1 pseudogene is annotated in these 269 nt (G+C 62.8%); it reads right to left on the minus strand.

The annotated features are described in order from the left end of the window. A pseudogene (locus GYB81_RS23875) lies at nt 1-269 on the minus strand (hypothetical protein); the annotation flags it as partial.

A 269-nucleotide genomic window follows, 5' to 3' on the forward strand; every position in this document is an offset into this window, starting at 1 on the left:
GCGTTGCGCAGCAGGTTGCTCATCACCGTGGCGAGAAAGGTGGCGTTGTACAGACCAGCGTCCTGGCCTTCCTCCATCACCCGGCAATCCAGCCCCTTTTCCTTGATCAGGTCGCCCCAGCGGCTGGCTTGTTCATTGGCGATGGCGGCCAGGCTGCGGTCGCCAACGAATGCCGCTTCGTTGCTCTTGTCCCGCGCGAGAAGGAACAGGTGGCACGCATTGCCCGCGCCAGCGAAGAGATGCGTGAGCTGGTACAGACCTTCCTGCAG

It is taken from the genome of Pseudomonas yangonensis (assembly GCF_009932725.1).
Classification (GTDB): Bacteria; Pseudomonadota; Gammaproteobacteria; order Pseudomonadales; family Pseudomonadaceae; genus Aquipseudomonas; species Aquipseudomonas yangonensis.